We start from the raw sequence: 14,922 nt of genomic DNA on the forward strand, positions 1-14,922 counted from the left end.
ATCATGCAAGAACGCACCCTCCTGTTCATTCCGATGTACAATTGTGCGGCGCAGATCGGGCGCGTGATCCGCCAGCTCACACCTGAGGTGCAGGCGCATCTTGCCGGGGTGCTGGTGGTCGATAATCGCAGTACTGACAATGGCGCCGATGTAGCGGTGGCGGCGCTCGGCGACCTCGCCATCCCGGCAACGCTGGTGCGCAACGACGCCAATTACGGGCTCGGCGGATCGCACAAAGTAGCGTTTCAGCATGCGTTGGCGGGGGGGTATGACTATCTCGTCGTGCTCCATGGCGACGACCAGGGAAGCATCGCGGATCTATTGCCGCTTCTGGAGCGACGCGCCCACGAAAATTGTGATGCACTGCTTGGTGCGCGCTTCATGCAGGGCGCACGGCTAGAGGGCTATTCGCCGGCACGCACGCTGGGCAATCACGTCTTCAACCTGCTGTACTCGGCGGCGTTGCGCCAGCGCGTCCATGATCTTGGCAGCGGTCTCAACCTCTATCGTGTCGCCGCGTTGAAGGACAAATGGTGGTACCGGAACGCAGATGATCTGACGTTCAACTATCACATGCTTCTGCGCAGTTATGCCGCAGGCTGGCGAATTTGCTATTTTCCGCTCAGCTGGCGTGAGGACGATCAGGTTTCCAACGTCAAGCTCTTCCGCCAGGCGACGCGCGTTGCGTCGCTTCCGCTGCTATATGCCCTGCGTCGGCGCCGTTATCTGGAGACCGATTTCTCCAAATACGCACCGGGCCAATATACGAGTAGCGTTCAGGCCTCACTGCATGGCTGAAACCCTTTCCAGGAAATCGGCGGCACCCGCGCTTCGCTGGCTGCGCGCAATTGCCTTTCTGGTGGGGCAGGCGGTACTGCTAGCCGTCACCGTTGCCGTTGCGGTCAAGCTTGCTACCGGGGTCCCCGGGACGCTGCATCCGCTGATGTTGCTGGCGACGATCCTGTATCTTGGCAGCCATTTGCTGCGCATTGCGCGTCTTGCGTTGATCATCGCCGATCCGCGGTGCAGTCTGCGTGTTCTCACCAGCTTTCACTTCTGGGCCGCTGCGGCGTCGCTCGCCATTCCGTTCAAACTTGGCGACGCATTGCGGGCCGGCGCGCTCGCGGCGGTCGTTGGCGGGACACGACACGGCGTGACCTTTGTCTGGATCGAGCGCCTGTTCGATGCTGCCATCTTCATGCCGCTGCTGCTGGTGGTGGCGCTGCTGGCGCCCGGATCGATTGGCATATTTGGCGGCTTCCTTGCGCTTACCATTGTGTTCGTACTCGCCAGTTTCGGGATGCTGCTGCTTGCGCCGGATAATCTCCGTCGGGCCGCTACTTTCATTCTGCGGCGCTACAACAGTCACGCCTCCATCGCCGCATTGCACCTTATCAAGACCGCGCGAAGCTTCCTAAGCGAGGCAGTCGACAAGCTGCGCGGCCGGACGCCGCTACTGCTTGCATATAGTCTGTTCATCTGGATTGCCGAACTTGCCGCGCTCTGGATCGTGTTACTGGCGACGAGCGGTGGCCAGGACCCAGTGGTGGCGCTGCTGGCGTTCTTTTCGTCCGTGGTCGAAGGGCGGACGCTGCCCAGCAGTCTGGATGGGGGTGTGGCCAGGCCATTCGATCTTGGCGTTGGATATGTGCTCGTCACTCAGCTGCCGTTGGCATTGTGTGGATTGCTTGCCAGCTGGCATTTTGGCCGGTGGAGCCTGACTGCCGCCGGACGGAGAAGTGCACGATGAGCCTCACGCTATTGTACGACAGCTCCGCCCCGGCCGCGCCCTCCATCACTGCGCTCCTGGGGATAGCGAATTTTCGCGATCTGGTCTTTCGGCGGCGCAGCCTGCTGCACTGGCTTACCGGCGGCGCGCGCGAGGCTGGATTGGAAGACCCGATCGAACTGCGCTCGACCGCAGACTGGCAAGCATTGATCGATGGCATCGATCCGGACGCCCCCGATGACGCGCTGTATCTTCTGTGTCCCGCGAATATCGGTGTGCTGGCGGATGCGGCACAGCTTGGCCTGTTCTTGCGGCAGTCGGCCTATGCCCCCGCACTTTATCATATTCCGACGCTCAACGCGGGCGGCCGTGCGGGATGGATGCTGCTTTCCGCCAGGCTCCTGCGCGAGCGCGGTGCCAATCTTGCCAGTGCCGAAACGCGGCAGGAGGTGGGAGAGACCCTGATGGAAGTCAGTGGCCGTATCGGGCTGGTCGATCTCAATGAAGAGAGTGCGCTGCTCGAATTTCTCGGGGGCGGTTTCGATGCGCGATATTTCAACGAGCTTACACTGAATCGTTACATCGTCAGAAAAAGCTCGGCCGATCGCACCAAGCTAAAGCGCGAATTTGATTTCCATGCGCTGATTCCTCCGGAAATGCGCATGTTCTTCCTCACTCCGTTCGATTTTGCAGAGGACGAACAAAGCGCACGGTACCAGATGGAGCGGCTGTTCGTTCCCGACATGGCGTTGCAGTGGATCCATAGCGGTCTGCAGCAGAAGGAGTTTGAGCAGTTTCTCGACCGGCTGTTCTATTTCGTCTCCCGGCGCGCCGAACGACCCGCGAGCCAGGAGGAAGTAGCCGCCGTTGCCGACGCGCTATACTGGCGGAAAGTCGAGGAACGGATCGAGCAGTTGCGGAAGCTTCCCGCCTATCCAGCGCTTGCTCCGCTGCTGGAGCGTGCGGTGGGCGGCATAGACAATCTGCTTGCAAGGTATCGCGCGGCTTTTGAAAAGCACCGGCACCGGCTGCTGGGAAACAAGCTGGTGGTCGGGCATGGAGATCTGTGCTTTTCGAACATGCTTTACAGTAAGCCGACCCAGTCACTGAAGCTGATAGATCCCCGCGGTGCCACGAATGCAGCGGACCTTTATACTCACCCCTATTATGACATCGCCAAGATCAGCCATTCGGTTCTCGGCAACTATGATTTCATCAACCATGACATGTTCGAAGTGCAGGTCGACGAGGAACTGCGCCTGAGCGTCGAACTGGACCGCAGTCCCCCGGCATGGGCCGGTACGCTGTTCCTTGAGCGTGTGCGGGAGGCGGGCTTCGACCCCTATGTCATGCGCCTTGGAGAAGCTTCGTTGTTTGTCAGCATGTTGCCGCTGCACATTGATCGCCCGCGCAAGGTGCTGGGCTTTGCGATCAATGCGGCGACCATTCTTGATCAACTCATCGGGCGACCTGCAGGAGTTCTGACGTGATCCGACGTGAAAAGTGCATCGTCTTCGATATCGACGGCACGATCTGTACGATCAAGACTGCTGACCAGAGCTATGACGATGTCGTGCCGCACCCGGAGGTGCTGGCGAAGCTGCGGGAGTATCGCGCGCTTGGCTTTTACATCATCCTCGCGACGTCCCGGAACATGAATTCCTACAACGGCAATGTCGGCTTGCTGGTTGCCCGCACTGCAAAGCAGTTGTTCGCGTGGTTCGACCGCTACGATATTCCCTATGACGAGCTACATGTGGGCAAGCCATGGCCAGGCAGAAACGGCTTCTATGTCGATGACAAGGCCATTCGCCCCGACGAGTTCGTCAACCTCGACTATGCCCAGATTCTGGCACTGGTGGGCGATGCGCAGGAGGCCGAATGACCACCGCGATCATCACCATGGCTGGCTTTGGAAGACGCTTCCTGGATGCCGGCTACACGGTCCCCAAATATTGTATCGAAGTGCACGACCGCTCGCTGTTCTGCTGGTCGATGGCCAGCCTGCGCGGGTTCATCGAGGCGGGCGCGGACTTTGTCTTCATTGTTCGCAGCGCTGATGCGGCGGCGGATTTCATTGCACGTGAGGCGCGCAAGGCGGGGATCGCACGGTTCGAGATAGTTGAGCTCGACGCGCCCACCGATGGACAGGCAACCACGGCCATGCTCGCGGCACCCGCTGTGGCGCGCTCGGCCGAGCCGATGCTGATCTACAATATCGACACGTTCGTGCATCCTGACATGCTCCCTGCGCCGAGGGTTCGCGGGGAAGGCTGGATTCCCTGCTTTGCCGCAGAGGGCGACCATTGGAGCTTTGTCAGAACCGATGCCAATGGTCGGGCCGTCGAGGTGCGCGAAAAGGTCCGGATCGCGCCGCATGCGACGATTGGCCTTTATTGGTTCGGTTCGTTCGATCTATATGCGCGCACGTATCACGAATTCTATGCAGATCCGGCCAATCTGGAAGCGAATGAGCGCTATGTCGCGCCGATGTACAATCATCTGATCCGCCAGGGCTCGCCGGTCTATATCCACGATGTCCCGCTCGAAGCGGTGGTTCCGCTTGGCGTGCCTCGTGATGTGGAAGCGTTCAGGGAGAGTGACCCGCCACACCTTTGAGGGGTGATCGCGCCCTGAGTCCCTCACGCGTCGGGCTTGCGCGCCAGGATCACCAGATTGTGGAACAGCGCGTCCGAGCGAGGCAGGATCTTGCTCGTCCCCAACCCCAGCAATGTGGTAGGAAAGATCAACCCGAGTTGTATCAAGGGCCGGAGCGGACCCAGTTTAACGCCAATCTCTTGATGCAGATAGGCAATCCACAATTGGGCGATTGAACGGACATAATTGCCTGACTTGCGAAGTTCTACGACCTCATAGCCTGCCCTGGCGAGAAGATGTGGCACCGCGAAGCTGGTGTAGCGGGCAAAGTCGTAAGGTGCCTCATGCTCGTCCCAGGCAAAGGGAACCGAAAACAAAAGCGTTCCACCCGGGCGCAGTACGCGCCGGATTTCCGCCAGCATCTCCTCAAGATTGAAGACATGCTCGAAGGTTTCGAAGCTAACGACCGCATCGAACGAGCTGGCGTCGAAAGGGATGGTCTTGCCGTCGTAAAAGACGTCGACCTCGCTATTCTTGTGGTCATGCCCGCTCTCGCCGACGTCGAGCCCGATATAGGCTTCGGCATGATCGAACAGATGGCGATAGGGTTTCGATCCGCAACCAAAATCAAGGATGCGACCCTTCGCCTGCGGCGCGAGCACAGCGATCGATTGATGCAATGCCCGGCGAATGAGGAAATAGGGGTTCGCGACCAGCCCGATCAGGCGAGGGTCGAATTTTTCGCGCTTGAGCAGGCGCGCAATACGCCCCTGCCCGCCGTTTGCCCGGTTCGGAAGCATGGCCGCCGCTTCTCGACCGTCGATGGATCGCGCCGGCATGTTCGTCTCCTCCGCCATCGTCAGCTTAGTCCCGCCGCCTTTCGCTCGACGAGCAGCCATGCGAGCAGCATGCTGATGCCGATCTGCGTGTCGATTGCCGTCATCGCTGGCGTCACGGCGCAGCTGATTACCAGCAGTGCGGCCGTGGGTACCGCAGTGGGCGTGACGGCCCCGCGCACTACGCTGAACATCCAGAGCGCAAAGCCCCCAGCCCCCAGCACTCCCATGCGCAGGGCAAAATCGTAAAAGGTGCTGTGCGTGGAAATGAACAGGCGATTGTCGGCATCCTCGGTCGTCAGGCCCCAGCTGATGCGGCCCACGTCGCCGAACCAGTTAGTGATATATTCGGTCCCGAAACCGACCCCCAAGCCGTGGCTTTGCATAACCGCCAACTGCGCGTCGCGCCAAAAGATCGTGCGCACGCCAGAATTTCCGTCGAGGGTGTAGATCGCGTCATAGTAGAAGGGACTGATCAGCTGGAACGCCATCAGCGCGATGAAGAGCATGATGAGCATGGTCGTGCGTCCGCCGACCAAGCGCGCTCCCATATTGATGAGCGCGAACAATCTTGTCGCAGCTGAGGTGGACACCAGTGCGGTGAATAGCGTCAGCAGGATTTGCAGGCGCCACCGCCCGTCGACGCGATGCGCGGCGATTCCAAGCATGAGAAGCAGGGGCAGGGTGTCGTTGTTCGGGCTGTACAGGCCGTAGATGCCGAGCGGCACATCGGCATACCAGTACAAATCCTGTTCCCAGAAACTGGCGATGAAGCGGATAACGAATGCGATCGCGCAAAGCAGCAGCGCATATTCGATGATAAACCGCCGATATTGCCAGAACAGCAGAAACATCGCCGTCGTCAAGATTGGCGTCGTGACAAGTGGAATCCACTGGCGAAGCGCCGCAAAATCGTCGTGATAAATAGTCCAGGCACTGGGAAGGACATCAAAGCGCGAAAGGATTATATAGAAGAACGACAGGACGACCAGAAAGCGCTGGCCGGGAAAGAATTTCAGCTGGCGGCTCCCTGCACAGGCAAGCGCGGCCAGCCCGACGATAAAGATATAGGCCAGCTCTCCGAACTCACGCGTGATCGTGAACAGACTACCATAGAGAAGCGCGGGAATGGCCAGCAGGCCCCAATAGTCGCCCTGAATCGGCGCGACGGCGTTACTCGGGCCGAGGTTGGGCGGCGCGGCAATGGCGGGCGGTCGGCTTGCCATTGCTTCAGGCCTTCCCTTCGCGATAGGTGCGCGCCGAGTCCAGACATATCCGCCGGCGTAGCGCCAGCGCCAGCCCCGAGACTTCGATAATATAAAGGCAAAGCAACGCGATTGCCAAACCCACGATGCCGAACAGGTGCAGCAAGGGAATGACGATCAGTAACGATGCTCCCACTCCCGCCAGGTTCGGCAGAAGAAGTTGGTCGCTTGCGCCCAGGGCATGAAGCCAGGAAGAAAGCGGATTATGAAGCAATATGGCGACGTACATAAGACTGAGCCAGGGCAGAAGAACCGAGTATTCGAGATATTTCGGGCCGACGAGAGCTGATACGACAGGGCGCCCGAACAGCGCGAAAAATGCCAGCAGCACCAGCCCGAGCAGGACGAACAACAGGCTGAGCTGGCGCGTTACCTGATACAGGCGGGCATTGCCGTATTTGCGGTGCAGCTCGACATATTTGACCGGCAGAACCACGACAATCGCCTGATAGAGCAGATTGAGTACGCTGGTAATCTGAAACATGGCGCGAAACCCCCCGACCGCCGCCGGGCCGAGCAGAACGCTCGCCATGGCGAGGCCCGCATCGGGGCCCAGCCTGGACGACAGCGCGGTCGGTACCATCCATCGAGAATAATGCCACGTCCTTCCCGCAGTGGCCCAGAAGGCTGCGGCCGATAGCTGCGTTCCCTGGATGATTGCAACCAGGCCGATCGCCGCCAGCAGGAGCGTCAGGGCCGCCAGACCCCAGGTGGCCGCGCCGAGCAGCGTCAAGTCCGTCGCCCCTCGAATGCAAAGCAATACCAGGCCGATCGAAAGCAGGGCCCGCGCGCCTTCTAGCAGGTTGAGCAACCCCAGCTTGCCAGCGACGATCAATGCGCGACGATTATATTCCACCAGCATCCAACCGCAGGCAAAGGGGCCAAGGCCGACCCCCAACCATGTCGGCATATCCAACCATGCCGCTCCGGCGACACCCGCCAGCCCGGCAATGATGCCGGCCCCCGCCGCATAGGCGAGCGCCAGCAGGCTAATCCCCACCAGGCAGTCCTGATCCACCGAGCCGTCATCGGCACGCGACAGGATCTGTGCGGGAATCTGAACGAGGACATAGTGGAACGCCGTCAGGACGGCGACGACGATCCAACCAAGCGCCCAATAGCCGAACAAATGGGGTCCGAGCGCTCCTGCGAGCAGGATGTTGACTGCGAAATTGCCGCCGCTCGCAAAAACCTGGCTGACCAGTGCACTCGCGAACAACCGCTGTCCGCTCGCCAGTGCCAGCAGGCGAGCGACCCGCGAAGTCCGGTGATCATCCATCAAGCGCTGTCCGCCTACCCTGTCTGTTGCCGGTGAGGCCTTCAGCGCACCGGCGAGGTCCGCTTGCGCGCAACGAACATCAATGCGACGTTCGTTGTTACGAGAACGCATTCATAGTCCCGCTGCAGCAGTACGCCGACCACTTCCCACACGGACTGCGCGGCAAAGGCGATATCCTCGACCACAATGAAGCCGCCTGGCCGCACCCGCTCGGCTGCAAACTGGACAACAGCGAGATTTGCTGCCGGCGAATGCAGGCCGTCGTCGATCACGAGATCGAGTTCCCGACCAATATCGCCGCCCAGCCGGTCGAAGGTGTCGAGTTCCGTCTGGTCTACGAAATAGGTCGAAATCCGATCTTCGCTAAAGAGAATACGCCGGTCGATATCGGCGCCGAAAATCTGTGCTTCAGAAGCATGATCGCGAAAGGCGCGAAGCGATGCGCCGGGTGATCCCTTGGCCCCCATATTCGAAGGAATGTCGGTATTGTTGGTTCCCAGACCGACCTCGAGCATGGCCGAAAATTCCGCTATGCGCGCGATGATCGAGCCATAGACCAGATGATAGTTGTGAACGCCTGCCTTGTCGCTGCCATAGTGACGAAATCGTTCGGCGAGCTGGGCACAGGCGGACCGTTCTTCTGCAGTCTCTGGAAAGGCTTCGGCATCGACAACCTTGGGCAGTTCGGCACCGGTCTTCAACAACAGTGTGCGCAGAACCGGGAAAACGGTATTCGCATCGTTCAGCGCCAGCTTCAGCATCATTTCTGAATCACCGGCAGAATAGGGCGAAAACACCGGTATTTTCTGAAGAATTGCGGTGTTCGCATCCATCGAGGCCATCACGGCGCGCCCCGCCTGGCGAACCCCGGGAACCTTCTTCGCGACTGTCTTCAACTTCCTGAGGGTCGTCATCGTCGTTCCAGTGCATGAGTGAAATGCGCGGACACAGCGCTCCGGCGCCCGCATATTTTGCCTAGTCGGACTATATAGGCATTGCAACTGAGCTGGATCATCACCGAGCGCAGGCGCCGGGTGCGGGCCGCGCCGCGTTGTTTCCTGCAACCGACAGATGGGAAAAGCCCGGATTAGTGATCCCGCCGACTGTACCGCCACGGAAACAGCCAAGCGAAATATCCTGTCCGAACTGACCGCCGCCGCGCAGCAACTGGACAGGGTCGCCGCGCCCGTCGATCGAGTGTAGCTCGCCGATGCGGATCGCATCCACAACATCCCCGTCTCCGGACGCAAGTATCTGGACAATCGGTCCGGCGATTCCGCTCACCGCAACATCGTCGATCGCGACATCGCGTACCCGGTCGAGCAGAATCGCGACTGCTCCCGGAGCGGCATTGCCTGCGATCTGGATATTGTCTCCGATCGTGACCTGCCGCGCATTCTGGATGCGAATGGCGCGCACGTCCGCCAGTTCGGGATGCAACTCGACGCGGACCGCCTCCAGATGCGTTCCCAGCGCGCGCCACGCGTTACGCGTCTCCAGATCGGGACCTACGACGTGGATGCCGGTGTCGGCGGGCAGGAAAATCCGGCAATCGGCGGCAAGCAGGTTGTGGTTCGGCCAGCGGTCTGCATGCTGGTGATCGAGCGAAATGCCTACGCGGGTCACGCCGTCGCACACCGCTGTGCAATCGCGGATCGCAATATTCGGCCCGGCGGCCGCTTCGAACCCGCAATATGCCGCGCGCATTGCCGTCCCGGCCGAAATTTCTCCGCCGTTCTGCCGTGAAATTGATTGGCCGAGAAAGCCCCCTTCCGTTCGACAACCGATTATCCGACCGCCATTTCCGGGCGACCAGATTTCGATGCAGACGGCGCCGTTCCTGTCTTCTGTGTGCTCGGCCATGCGCGCTACGCAGTTTTCGACCACACAATCGATCGTGTCGCGCGCCGTTGCTTCGGGGCCGCGACGCGAGAATTTGAAACAGCCTTGGGTGGCATCTGCGCCGTTCATCCGGCGATCGCCCACACAATCGCGGATCGAGCATCCCACAAGATCAGCGTCGAGTGCACCGGGCGTGGCGTTTCCGGTTGCAAACAGCACCAGATTGCCGACGGCATCGGAAAATTCGCCCCCGATCACGTGGCAGTCGCGTGCCGCCACGGCGAAGACAAGATCGGTATTGCCGTTGCGAACCGCCGTCGGCCGAAACGTGACGCCGCTGATCTGGGGATCGTCGAGCCGGTCGGAATGGATGCGGATGACGATATTCTCGCTCTCCCGCATTGCCGGCCGATTACCGTCCCAGACTCCCCCGGTGATCGTCACGTTATTCGCGTTGACCTCCAGAAGCGCTTCGCGGCTCAGCGCCTCGGGCGCGAGCTGGAGGATTGCGTCGGCGGCAGCAGTGATTTCCAGCGGTCCCCCGCTGCGCGCGATTTTCCAGTTGCGAATGCTGTAGCGTCCGGCCGGAATCACCAATTGGCGCCCCTGTGCCTGGGCGGCACGCGTGGCTTCGTTGAAGGCGCGACTGTCCTGGACGCTGTTTCCAGTACCGGCGCCGAATTGAAGAACCGAAATCGCTGCATCATTGGATGCCAGGTCCGGGGCTGAGCGCGCGGCGCGCGAACCGCTTGGAAGCCATGTCGCGCCCGCTGCCAGAAGTGCGCTGCCAATGCCGGCACCCAGCATGGTTGCCAGCATGTCCCTTCGGTCGGTGAACATCTGTCTGCGCTGCGTCTGGTCTTTGTGAGATTTCAAGGCGGCGGTTGCTTTCCGGCTTGTCCTTGCCCGTACTGCGGCTCGGCAATGGACGAAGGATCAGAATGCGTTGCGGTGCAAAAGGACCCGCAGCGTCAGAAAGACGACGACGATATCGCGCCAGAGCGACCAGTTATCGAGATATTCAAGATCCGCCTGCAGCCGGTTGGTTAGATATTCCTCGATCATTGTTGCGCCGCGATAGCCGCGAATTTGAGCAAGTCCGGTCAATCCGGGCTTGGCAGCATGGCGGTGCCAGTATCGCGAATCGATTTCCCAGAAAAGCTTGTTGGCCGCGCGGCTGCTGAGCGCATGGGGCCTGGATCCTACGATGCTCATATGCCCGCGCAGGACATTGTATAGCTGTGGCAGTTCATCGATGCTGCTTGACCGGATCCACCGCCCGACGCGGGTGATCCGCTCATCGTCGCGCGCTGTGGAGCGATGTCCGCCCGAATCGCCATCCTCGACGCGCATGCTGCGAAATTTGAGTATTTCGAAGATTTTGTTCCCGCGTCCGATCCGCGGTTGGCGGAACAGGACCGGCCCCCGGCTGTCGAGCTTGATGGCAATCGCCACGCCGATCAGCAGCGGCAGGAGGAGCCACAAGAGGATGCTGGCAATGACGATATCAAATGCGCGCTTGACGACGCGGTCGGATAGTTCGAGCGGGCCGGTTGCGACAACCATCGTTGCGTCGCGGCCAAGCCGGTCGATCGCGATCGGAGAAAGCGCAGCGAGTTCCGGCACCAGTATTTCGCTCTGAAGGTTTGTGCCCTTCAGTGCGTGCGCCCATGCCGTTCGGCGTTCTGGTCGGCATGCAACGATCACGCGGTCGGCAAATTGAAGCCGCTTCGCCAGGCGATCGTACATCAATGGGTCGTGGCGGTCGGGATCGATGCCAATCTCATCCGGCGTCAACACCTGGCCATCGGTCGACACACAGGGCGTGCCATCTTCGCGGATCACGAGCGTAATGAAAGGTGAGTCCATGAATGTGGCGAAATGCCGAAGGAAAAAGTAGCGACCCAGCGCCATCACGATGCCGCTAAAGATCAGCCCGATGATCGTGACCCATCGAGAAATATCTTCGCTGGCCTTGAACGAAAAGGCGGTGAAGATCGTCAATGCGGCGGCGACAGCCAGCGATTTCAGGCCCAGCTTGGCGCCGAGGAACGGCGCGTTGATCACGCGTTTGAGCGAATAGGCATGCGAATTCGCCGCGACGATGACGTGTACCGGCACTACCGTCCCAAGCAATATTCCGGGGTTGGGACTGCCGAGAAAGATGTGGCGCAACAGGGCGGCCATGCCGATGCCGAGGCCGATGCTCATCAGGTCGATTCCGATGATGCAGACGACGATACGCAGGCGCAGCCAGGCCGGTTTCACCGGCGTACGGACAGGGGAGGCGCCAGCGCGAGATTCGATCTGCCCGGCAAGACTGGGCGACGCTTCCATTCTCCAAATCCTTCTTGTCCCTGGCGGGCGCGGCACTTCACGGCAAAAAGGCCTTATAGCAAAGCGCTTGTACAGAATAGATTTTGCGTCGGCGAGCGTCTGGCATGATTTTCAGGTACTGGCGGGGATCCGGCTTACGCATTTGCCGATGGCGCCAATCTGCAATCACTGCTCATTGCGGCAGTCATACCCGAAAGCACGAACGCGGTTCGGATTTGCGCGTTACGGTGTCGTTCTTGCCACTAGTTTCTGTCCAAAGTTCATGCTTTCGAGTATGAAATTGCGCGATGAGCGCTAACTCCTCCCCGTCTTCCGCCGCCCCTGACCCCACGCCTTCCCAAAAACTGTCCCGTGAGCGGGATGACACGCAGCATGACCTGTTCACCCTCGACAGTCCGATGCTGGGCGAGATACGCGGCGAGCGGTCGCTGATGGCCTTTCCCTTTTTCGCGATGGCGAAAAATGCCTGGATGAAGCCGCTAACCTACCAGAATGACGGGGTTTCCATCGAAGTCCGGCCCAGCGCCAACGGCGTTGCGACCATTTATGACAAGGAAATCGTCCTGTATATCGCCAGCCTGATGGCGGCGAAGATCGATGCCGGCGAACAGGTGGGCCGCGACTTTGTCTTTACCGCGCACGACCTGTTCACCGTAACCGGATCGAACCAGTCGGCGCGTTCCTATGCCCGGCTTTCCGAGGCGCTGGGGCGGCTCCAGGGCACGCAGATCAAGACCAATATCGAAGCGGGCGGCGAAGGCGAGGAAGGCTTTTTCTCGTGGCTGTCCGAAGCCAAGCTGCATTACGCCAGGACGCGCAAGGGCGAGCGGCGGCTGAAGGCCGTGAAGGTCCGGCTGTGCGACTGGCTCTACCGCGCGATCCTGCTCGACCAGCATGTGCTCGATTATGCCAATGCCTATTTCCAGCTCGGCCCGATCGAGCGGCGGATTTACGAAGTCGCGCGTTCGGGATGTGGCGAGGAAGGGATGGAGGTCGGCCTGGAGACCTTTCGCCTGCAGATAGGGTATCAGAATCCATTGGCGAATTTTCGCTATGCTCTCAAGCAGATAGCCGAAGCGGACGCGATTCCGGACTATCGGTTGACCCTGGTGGAAACCGTCGAGCAGGACAGGGATGCGCCGCGCCGCCGCGGCCGGCGGCCGAGCGTGGTGCAGGTGCGGATCACGCGACGCCCCCCTGCCCTGCCCGATGATCGCGTGGGCGCGCCGGACGATTCGGACGCGCGACCAGCGCGCCGCGACTCGCAGCCGCGCTGCGCCGACGGTTAGCGCGGGAAGGCTACTCGAAAGCACGAAGTCCCTCGGTTCAATCCGACGCCGTGCCGCCGACCGTCAAGCCTTCGACCAACAGCGTCGGCTGACCGACACCGGCGGGCACGCTCTGTCCGCCCTTGCCGCACATGCCGATGCCTTCGTCGAGCGCGAAATCGTTGCCGATGCCGATCACGTCCTGCAGCACCGTCGGCCCGTCGCCGATCAGCGTCGCGCCTTTGATCGGCGCGCCGAGCCGGCCGTCCTCGATCCGATACGCCTCGGTGCAGGAGAAGACGAACTTGCCCGAGACGATGTCGACCTGGCCGCCGCCGAAGGATTTGGCGAAGATGCCGCGCTTCACCCGGCTCAGCAGCTCGGCGGGATCGTCGTTGCCGCCTTTCATGAAGGTGTTGGTCATTCGCGGCATCGGCGCGTGCTGGAAGCTCTCACGGCGACCATTGCCGGTCGGCGCGACTCCCATCAGCCGCGCGTTGAGCCGATCCTGGATATAGCCGCGCAGAATGCCGTCCTCGATCAGGATATTCTCCTGAGTCGGCGTTCCTTCGTCGTCGATCGACAGCGAGCCGCGACGCTCGCCGATCGAGCCATCGTCGATCACCGTCACGCCCGGCGCCGCCACGCGCTCGCCGATCCGCCCCGAGAAGGCGCTGGTGCCCTTGCGGTTGAAATCACCTTCGAGGCCATGGCCGACGGCTTCGTGCAGCAGCACGCCCGGCCAGCCGGGGCCGAGCAGCACGGTCATCTCGCCCGCCGGCGCATCGACTGCCTCGAGGTTGACGAGCGCCTGCGCCAGCGCCTCGTCGATCGCACGGTTCCAGGTGGCGGGTTCGAACAGGCGGCCGTAGAGCGCGCGGCCGCCGGTGCCGAAGCTGCCGGTTTCGCGCCGGCCGTTCGATTCGACGACCACCGACACGTTGAGCCGGACGAGCGGGCGCACGTCGGTGGCGACGAAGCCATCGGGACGCACGATCTCGACCACGCTCCACGATCCGGTAAGTCCGACCGACACCTGGGCGACGCGCGGATCGCGAGCGCGCGCCGCGGCATCGATCGTCTGGCACAGATTCACCTTGTCGGCGAAGGGGACGAGATCGAGCGGATCGGCATCGGTATAGAGATGCCGGTTGTTCCGGCGCGGCGGCGGCGCTTTCGCGCCCTTCGCAGGATCGATCAGCACCATCGTCTCGGCGGCGCGGCGGATCGCCGGAGCGCTCATTTCGGTGCCATGCGCGAAGGCGGTCGTCTCGCCCGAGACCGCGCGGAGGCCGAAGCCCGACTGAGTGTCGTAGTTCGCGGTCTTCAGCCGCCCGTCATCGAAGCCGAACGCTTCGCTGCGGCGATACTGGAGATAGAGTTCGCCATCCTCGGCCTTGCCCAGCGCCTCGGCGGCAAGTCGGGCGGCGGAATCGGGATCGAGCTGATCGCGATAGAGGAAGGCGCGCGGATCGGTGGGAAGAGTCATCCCACCGATATAGGCGGCTCAGATGCTGGCGCCAGACGCGATATCGGGAAGCTCGCTCTGGTCCGCGCCATCGGCGGGGCCGCCGATGAGGATGAAGCGGCGATCGCAATAGCCGCAATCGACATAGCCATGCTCGTCGATCTGAAGCCAGACGCGCGGATGGCCGAGCGATGCGGGAATGCCGTCGTGCGCGCCGTCGCAGGAGACGCGGGGGTGCGCAACGCGCGTGATCTGGGGCGGCGGGATCATGGGTTCGCGGTAGCAAAGGGAAATGCGGCT

General features: G+C 61.3%; 14 protein-coding genes. 6 read left to right on the forward strand and 8 right to left on the reverse strand.

What is annotated here, in order from left to right; all coding sequences use genetic code 11:
• The first annotated feature begins 3 nt into the window (after positions 1-3).
• The 5 genes from H7V21_RS09045 to H7V21_RS09065 are packed head-to-tail and all read left to right on the forward strand — an operon-like array spanning position 4 to position 4,348.
• Positions 4-798 (forward strand): glycosyltransferase family 2 protein, encoded by a 795-nt coding sequence (locus tag H7V21_RS09045; RefSeq protein WP_188053207.1) that lies wholly within the window; start codon positions 4-6, stop codon positions 796-798.
• On the forward strand, positions 791-1,750 hold the full coding sequence (locus H7V21_RS09050) for a flippase-like domain-containing protein (protein WP_188053209.1): 960 nt from the start codon (positions 791-793) through the stop codon (positions 1,748-1,750). The genes H7V21_RS09045 and H7V21_RS09050 overlap by 8 nt, the downstream gene beginning before the upstream one ends.
• Entirely contained in the window at positions 1,747-3,219 is a 1,473-nt protein-coding gene (locus H7V21_RS09055; protein WP_188053211.1) for a hypothetical protein, read from the forward strand. Before H7V21_RS09050 ends, H7V21_RS09055 begins: the two co-directional genes overlap by 4 nt.
• The gene (locus tag H7V21_RS09060; protein ID WP_188053213.1) at positions 3,216-3,614 is read left to right on the forward strand and encodes a capsular biosynthesis protein; all 399 of its coding nucleotides are present in this window, start codon (positions 3,216-3,218) and stop codon (positions 3,612-3,614) included. The genes H7V21_RS09055 and H7V21_RS09060 overlap by 4 nt, the downstream gene beginning before the upstream one ends.
• Complete coding sequence (locus H7V21_RS09065; RefSeq protein WP_188053215.1) at positions 3,611-4,348, forward strand: glycosyltransferase family 2 protein; 738 nt, start codon at positions 3,611-3,613, stop codon at positions 4,346-4,348. Before H7V21_RS09060 ends, H7V21_RS09065 begins: the two co-directional genes overlap by 4 nt.
• A gap of 23 nt (positions 4,349-4,371) precedes the next feature.
• Here H7V21_RS09065 and H7V21_RS09070 read toward each other — a convergent pair whose 3' ends face one another.
• The 6 genes from H7V21_RS09070 to H7V21_RS15890 form a co-directional block, all read right to left on the reverse strand.
• Positions 4,372-5,166 (reverse strand): class I SAM-dependent methyltransferase, encoded by a 795-nt coding sequence (locus H7V21_RS09070; protein WP_188053217.1) that lies wholly within the window; start codon positions 5,164-5,166, stop codon positions 4,372-4,374.
• Between the two features lie 20 nt (positions 5,167-5,186).
• The gene (locus tag H7V21_RS09075; protein ID WP_188053219.1) at positions 5,187-6,389 is read right to left on the reverse strand and encodes a hypothetical protein; all 1,203 of its coding nucleotides are present in this window, start codon (positions 6,387-6,389) and stop codon (positions 5,187-5,189) included.
• A 4-nt stretch (positions 6,390-6,393) separates the two neighbouring features.
• Positions 6,394-7,818: a lipopolysaccharide biosynthesis protein gene (locus H7V21_RS09080; protein WP_188053221.1), complete on the reverse strand. Its 1,425-nt coding sequence runs from the start codon at positions 7,816-7,818 to the stop codon at positions 6,394-6,396.
• The gene (locus H7V21_RS09085) at positions 7,749-8,621 is read right to left on the reverse strand and encodes a hypothetical protein (protein ID WP_188053223.1); all 873 of its coding nucleotides are present in this window, start codon (positions 8,619-8,621) and stop codon (positions 7,749-7,751) included. The genes H7V21_RS09080 and H7V21_RS09085 overlap by 70 nt, the downstream gene beginning before the upstream one ends.
• Positions 8,622-8,721: 100 nt before the next feature.
• Positions 8,722-10,368, reverse strand: coding sequence for a hypothetical protein (locus H7V21_RS09090; RefSeq protein ID WP_188053225.1), 1,647 nt, complete (start codon positions 10,366-10,368; stop codon positions 8,722-8,724).
• A gap of 117 nt (positions 10,369-10,485) precedes the next feature.
• Positions 10,486-11,886, reverse strand: a complete 1,401-nt coding sequence (locus tag H7V21_RS15890; RefSeq protein WP_262503795.1) for a sugar transferase — start codon at positions 11,884-11,886, stop codon at positions 10,486-10,488.
• 398 nt (positions 11,887-12,284) lie between these two features.
• Here H7V21_RS15890 and H7V21_RS09100 point away from each other — a divergent pair, with 398 nt between their 5' ends.
• Positions 12,285-13,175: a replication initiator protein A gene (locus tag H7V21_RS09100; protein WP_410482656.1), complete on the forward strand. Its 891-nt coding sequence runs from the start codon at positions 12,285-12,287 to the stop codon at positions 13,173-13,175.
• 37 nt (positions 13,176-13,212) lie between these two features.
• Here the strand turns inward: H7V21_RS09100 and tldD are convergent, their stop codons facing one another.
• Both tldD and H7V21_RS09110 read right to left on the reverse strand, forming a co-directional pair.
• Positions 13,213-14,643, reverse strand: a complete 1,431-nt coding sequence (gene tldD, locus H7V21_RS09105) for a metalloprotease TldD (RefSeq protein ID WP_188053229.1) — start codon at positions 14,641-14,643, stop codon at positions 13,213-13,215.
• Positions 14,644-14,661: 18 nt separating this feature from the next.
• Positions 14,662-14,892, reverse strand: a complete 231-nt coding sequence (locus H7V21_RS09110; protein WP_188053231.1) for a zinc-finger domain-containing protein — start codon at positions 14,890-14,892, stop codon at positions 14,662-14,664.
• Positions 14,893-14,922: the final 30 nt, after the last annotated feature.

The sequence above is a fragment of the Sphingosinithalassobacter sp. CS137 genome, from assembly GCF_014334115.1.
Lineage (GTDB): Bacteria > Pseudomonadota > Alphaproteobacteria > Sphingomonadales > Sphingomonadaceae > Sphingomonas.